Genomic DNA, 5,189 nt, shown 5'->3' with positions numbered 1-5,189 from the left:
GGTCGACGTGGTGGGCATCGCCACCGACCACTGCGTGCGCGCGACCGCGTTGGATGCCGTCAAGGCCGGATTCCGCGCCCGCGTGCTCCTGGACTGTGTGGCCCCGGAGACCACGGCGTCGACTCTGGAGGACTTCCGCCGGGCCGGCGTGGCCGTCTCCGGTCAGGCGCCCGTCTCGCAGTAACACCTCGCTGTGCAGCGCGTGCCCCCTTCGGCACCTGACCGCGGCACCGCCGGTCATGCGGGGTCGGATCTGCGGACCCGGGCGGCGGTGCCACGTAGTGGCCGGGATGCCGAACTCGCCGAACGGGCCACGAACACGGAGCAATTCATGGCGAAGGGATCGCACTCACAGCGAAGTGCGGCGGCCGTTGACACCGATGAGTCCCATTGTGGTAGTGGTCCGTCGGCAGCCTGCTGACCGTGACGTACCTCCGCGATGGCCCCGGGCAACATGCGCCTTGTGGTTCTCCGTAGGCCTACTGGTGCGGGTCGCCCTCAGTGCAGTGCGTCGAGGGCGGCGAGGATGTCGTCCGGTTCGGCGCGGGTGGTGTAGTCGGTGTCGACGAAGGCCCAGCGGATGGTGCCGTCCCGGTCGATGACGTAGGTGGCGGGTAGCGGGAGGGTGCGCGGGTGGCCGTCGTTGACGCGCTGGAGGTCGAAGCCGAGCTTGTCGTAGACGGCGGCGAGCTCGTCGGGGAGGTCGAAGGCGAGGCCGTACTGCTTGGCGGTGTCGGAGCCGATGTCGCTGAGGACGTCGAAGGCCAGCTCGTGCTTCTCGGCCAGCGTGAGGGACTCGTCGGGGATCTGCGGGGAGACGGCGACCAGGCGGGCACCGCGGGCGGTGATGGCCTCGTGGTGCTGCTGGAGGGAGCGCAGCGCGATGTTGCAGTACGGGCACCAGGCACCGCGGTAGAACGTCAGCACGACCGGGCCGTTGGTGAGCAGGTCGTTCAGGGCCACGGTCTGCCCGGCCGCCGAGGGGAGGTTGAAGCGCGGGGCCTGGGCGCCGACGGTCAGGGCGCGGTCGGCCTGGCCGGAGTCGGCGAGTTCCTGGCCGGCCCGCTGCATGATCTGTCGGATCTCGGCGGGGATCTGTTGCTGGCGGGCTTCGTAGAAGGTCCGGATCGACCCCGTCTACACCCCGGCCCACCTCCGGGGCCTCGGCTACGCGGGCGCCGTGACGGTCGAGGCGAGCCGGGCAGCGCTGGCCGCGGGAGCGACGGACGTCGTCCTGTTCACGGACCCGGACAACCCCACCAGCAACGCCCTCTACCAGCGCATCGGGTATGTCCATGTCGCCGACTTCGCCGGGTACAAGTTCTCCTGAAGCGCACCACAAGCCGGGTGAGGGTGATCGGCGCAAACGCACCTGCCACGTACGGGCTGTGACCGCCGCGAAGCGGCTGACAAAAGCGGTGGCAAGCAATATCTAGGGTGCGAAGGCACTTTGCGCAGGTCAGACGGCATAGTCCGTTGCCAGGCAAATGAGGCAAGTGCGGATTTGTCATAGCCCGGAGAGGTGTTTCGACGGAAACGTTATCTGGATGCCGAGATCAGGTGTCGGGACGATCAGTCCCGAGGAGAAGGGCCGGCATGGGCCGGTGAACGGCGGTGAACGGCGGGGGTGTTAGCTTCCTCCGTGTTAGAACACCAGGATGAGACCAGGGCGGCCTACGACGGGGTCGTCGAGCTCTATGCGTCGATGTTCACTAGTCGGTTGGAGACGCGGCCGTTCGCCCGGAACATGATCGGTACCTTCGCCGAGCTCGTGCGTGACACGGGGAACTTGCGAGTGGCCGACGTCGGGTGCGGAACCCGGTCATCTGACGGCCATGTTGCACCCACTTGGGGCTGGAGGCCTTCGGAATCGACCTCTCCCCGGCCATGGTCGACCACGCTCGGCGGGTCCAGGCGACGCTGCGGTTCGACGAAGCGCGAATGGAGGCCTTGCCGGTCGGGGACGGCACGCTTGGTGGAGTGCTGGCCCATTACTCGATGATCCATACCCCACCTGAACAGCTGCCCGCGGTGCTCGCTGAGCAGGTGCGTGTTCTGGCAACAGGGGGTCTGCTCCTGGTGTCCTTCTTCGGCACCGAGGGGCCGGAGCCGGTCCGCTCCGATCACAAGGTGGCGCCCGCCTATAGCTGGCCGGCGGAGCAGTTTGCCGAGTTGCTGGCCGAGGCTGGGCTCGTCACGGTGGCTCGGTTGCTCCACGACCCAGCGTCCGAGCGCGGCTTCCTTGACACACACTTGCTGGCTCGCCACCCGTAGAGACTGACCTGCGAAAACTCTTGAGTTAGTTCGGACAAGTCAACATGCCTGACGCCCAATCCGCACCCTAGATATCGGGCATTCTGATCGGCCTTGTGGTGGGTGACGCTCAGTCCTGCTCGCCGTCGTTGTCCTCAGCATCGGTGTGCGGGTCACGCAGCATTCCGAACAAGGCAGACCAAGCGCGCAACCGCCAGAAGTTGGGTTCCCGCGGCGGCCGACCGCCACACTTCGACCCGGTCGACTACCGCGAGCGTCATGCGGTCGAGTGCGGGATCAACAGCCTCAAGAGGCACCGAGCCGTCGCCACTCGGTATGACAAGCTCGCGGTCCGTTACGAGGCGATCGTCCTCGTCGCGGTCATCAACGAATGGCTGTGATCACTCAGAGAGACCGCTGCATGCACACCAACTGCTTCCGCTCATCCCACGACTGGGTGGCGGTGAAGCCGAGCCGTTCGTACAGAGCGATGGCCCCAGTTCGCCATTCCCACACCGAAAGCCGGACAGTGTGTACGCCGTGCTCCGTAGCTTGGGTGAGTGCAGCGCCGAGCAGGGCCGAGGCAACGCCACGGCCACGGGACTCCGGGTCGGTCCAGAGCCTCTTGATCTCTGCTTGCCCGTTGTTCGGGGAGGTCACCACCAGGCACCCCACAATGGTGTTGTCCAGGAGAGCCACCAGTACGACATCGCTGGCGAATGCGGTCCGGGGATCAGTGATCTCTGCCCGGTAGCGGTCCGGCAGCCCATGCACGTTGGCTACCGATTCGCCTTTCTCAGCCTCCGTCTGAAGATGGTAGGCGGCCAGCAGAGCGGCCAGGCCGTCCTCGATCGCAGGGGTCTGGCCTGGCCAGCGGACGATAGTAACCTCGCGGTGATCAGTCATGACGCCAGCATCACACGAGAGGCGCCGGGCTCCCCACGGACACTTTCGGTACACGCCCTAAAGCGTGTTCCAAAAGGCTGTGATCAGGGCATTTCCCTTGTATGGCTGGGGTGTTGAGGGCCGATCCGTTGTGGGTCGAGACGTTCTCGGGCCTGCGGATGCGGCAGTTCGAAGGCTTGTTACGGGGGGTGCGGGAGCGGGGCGGCAACGGTCCTGGCGGCGGGCGGCTGTGGTGCCTGCCGTTGGCAGATCGCGTGCTGCTGGTGGCGGTCTACTACCGCACCAACCTGACCATGCGACAGCTCGCGCCGCTGTTCGCCGTCTCGCCGGCGACGGTGTGCCGGGTCATCCAACGGCTACGGCCCCTCCTCGCCCTTGAGCCCATTTCCCGGCCCGCCGACACTAGGGATCGGCTGTGGATCGTGGACGGCACGTTGATTCCGGTCCGCGACCGGAAGGTCGGCGCCTCGAGCCGCAACTACCGGTTCTCGGCACATGTGCAGGTCATCATCGATGCCGACACCAGGCTGGTCGTGGCCACCGCCCGGCCGGCCCCGGGCAATCGGGCCGATGCCCAGGTCTGGCGGAACTCCGCTCTTGCCCGGCACTGCGACGGCGTCACGGTGCTGGGCGACGGCGCCTACATCAACACCGGACTGCTCGTCCGCACCGAAAACGGCCCGGCCGGCCACTCCTCGCGGATGAGGAGGAAGACAACGCCGAGCATCGTCGGGTCCGTGCCCGCGTCGAGCACGCCTTCGCCCGGATGAAGAACTACAAGATCCTGCGTGACTGCCGCCGGCGCGGTGACGGTCTCCACCATGCGGTCCAGGCCGTCGCCCACATGCACAACCTCGCCTTGGCAGCATGATCGGAACACCAGAAGCCCCGACTTGACCTGCCCGAACACGACCTTCTGCAACACGCTTTAGGCCGTGTATCGAATGTGGATCTTGGGCTGTGAATGATCACTGTTCATGGGGCGGGGAGATCTCACGGACGAGCAGTGGGCGGTGCTGAAGCCGTTGTTGCCGAGGGGTGCTCGGGCGGGGCGGCCGCCGGTCTGGCCTCGGCGGCAGCTGATAGACGGCATACGGTTCCGAGTTCGTACCGGCATTCCGTGGCGAGACGTGCCCGTCGAATACGGGCCGTGGGGCCGGGTCTACGATCTGTTCCGCCGGTGGCAGCGGGACGACACCTGGCACCGACTCCTCACCCGGCTCCAGTCCTTGGCCGACGCCAAGGGTGCGATCACGTGGGACCTGAGCGTCGACTCCACGGTGTGCCGCGCCCATCAGCACGCGGACGGGGCCCGCAAACAGGGCGACTTGCAGAGGGAACCATCGGGCGGCGTGTTCACCGAGCCCGGAGATCACGGACTGGGCCGCTCGCGGGGCGGCAATCGCAGCACCGCGCCTCCTTCGACGAGCCGATCCACCTTGCTGGCACCGGCAGGTGCGGCCACCGTCGACCATCGGTGTGTGAAGACAAACGATCATGCGGTGGCCGCAGGTCACAGCGTAGACGCTGGGGATCAGTCGCTTCTTGATGTAGTGCTGCAGCCAACCGCGAGGGTCGTCGTACACCAGGTCCAACGTCCCTGACCTTTCGCGGGGTTGGCGCACAGTGAACCGCACGGGCCTGACATCGGGACACAGGCCTGCAGCCGGACACGTAGGCGACCTACGACATCAACTCCCGAATAGTCTCCAGACCCGTGCCCGACACACGCCAAGATCCTGGCGGCGGTGAAGCCTGCGAACACCCCTGGGCCGGCCTCCCATGCGAGGGCAGCACGGGGACGCCCGACTGCCACGCCCGACTCGCATCCCACCTCGTGAGGAGGGCCTCTGCACATTCAGTCCCTGCCGTTCGGTTTCTCGTAAACGGGCAGGTCACGGCGGTAAACGACGCCAGCAAGGGACCCAAGGGACTCTAGTAGGGCTTGGTCAGGTCCGTATCGGTGTGGGTATGTCGCGGTGGCAGGTGGGGCAGGCACCGGTCCAGGCGGCGAGAAGGGTCTGGAGTTC

At 66.6% G+C, this 5,189-nt stretch carries 4 protein-coding genes and 4 pseudogenes; 6 read left to right on the top strand and 2 right to left on the bottom strand.

Annotation, left to right across the window (positions count from 1 at the left end):
- A partial coding sequence (locus tag ACZ39I_RS41725; protein ID WP_467250964.1) for an isochorismatase family protein occupies positions 1 to 184 on the top strand: 184 nt, incomplete at its 5' end.
- Positions 185 to 498: 314 nt separating this feature from the next.
- Here the strand turns inward: ACZ39I_RS41725 and ACZ39I_RS41720 are convergent.
- Positions 499 to 1,071, bottom strand: a complete 573-nt coding sequence (locus ACZ39I_RS41720; RefSeq protein ID WP_467250962.1) for a peroxiredoxin-like family protein — start codon at positions 1,069 to 1,071, stop codon at positions 499 to 501.
- Between the two features lie 49 nt (positions 1,072 to 1,120).
- Here ACZ39I_RS41720 and ACZ39I_RS41715 point away from each other — a divergent pair.
- From ACZ39I_RS41715 to ACZ39I_RS41705, 3 genes and pseudogenes are all read left to right on the top strand, one after another.
- Positions 1,121 to 1,330: pseudogene (locus tag ACZ39I_RS41715) on the top strand (GNAT family N-acetyltransferase); the annotation flags it as partial.
- Between the two features lie 312 nt (positions 1,331 to 1,642).
- A pseudogene (locus tag ACZ39I_RS41710) lies at positions 1,643 to 2,274 on the top strand (class I SAM-dependent methyltransferase).
- 200 nt (positions 2,275 to 2,474) lie between these two features.
- Complete coding sequence (locus ACZ39I_RS41705; RefSeq protein WP_467250960.1) at positions 2,475 to 2,654, top strand: hypothetical protein; 180 nt, start codon at positions 2,475 to 2,477, stop codon at positions 2,652 to 2,654.
- Between the two features lie 4 nt (positions 2,655 to 2,658).
- Here the strand turns inward: ACZ39I_RS41705 and ACZ39I_RS41700 are convergent, their stop codons facing one another.
- Positions 2,659 to 3,159 (bottom strand): GNAT family N-acetyltransferase, encoded by a 501-nt coding sequence (locus tag ACZ39I_RS41700; protein ID WP_467250958.1) that lies wholly within the window; start codon positions 3,157 to 3,159, stop codon positions 2,659 to 2,661.
- Between the two features lie 101 nt (positions 3,160 to 3,260).
- Between ACZ39I_RS41700 and ACZ39I_RS41695 the strand changes: the two are divergent.
- Both ACZ39I_RS41695 and ACZ39I_RS41690 read left to right on the top strand, forming a co-directional pair.
- Positions 3,261 to 4,030, top strand: a pseudogene (locus tag ACZ39I_RS41695) (transposase).
- A 106-nt stretch (positions 4,031 to 4,136) separates the two neighbouring features.
- Positions 4,137 to 4,559: pseudogene (locus ACZ39I_RS41690) on the top strand (IS5 family transposase); the annotation flags it as partial.
- Positions 4,560 to 5,189 lie beyond the last annotated feature (630 nt).

The sequence above is a fragment of the Streptomyces sp. NPDC024687 genome (assembly GCF_055559055.1).
The sequence above is the reverse complement of the archived record's forward strand: the minus strand, read 5'-3'. Positions and strand labels throughout refer to the sequence as shown.

Excerpts from the sequence above, each read along its gene's own strand:
- ACZ39I_RS41700 (WP_467250958.1), bottom strand. The coding sequence starts at position 3,159 with ATGACTGATCACCGCGAGGTTACTATCGTCCGCTGGCCAGGCCAGACC.
- ACZ39I_RS41720 (WP_467250962.1), bottom strand. The coding sequence starts at position 1,071 with ATGCAGCGGGCCGGCCAGGAACTCGCCGACTCCGGCCAGGCCGACCGC.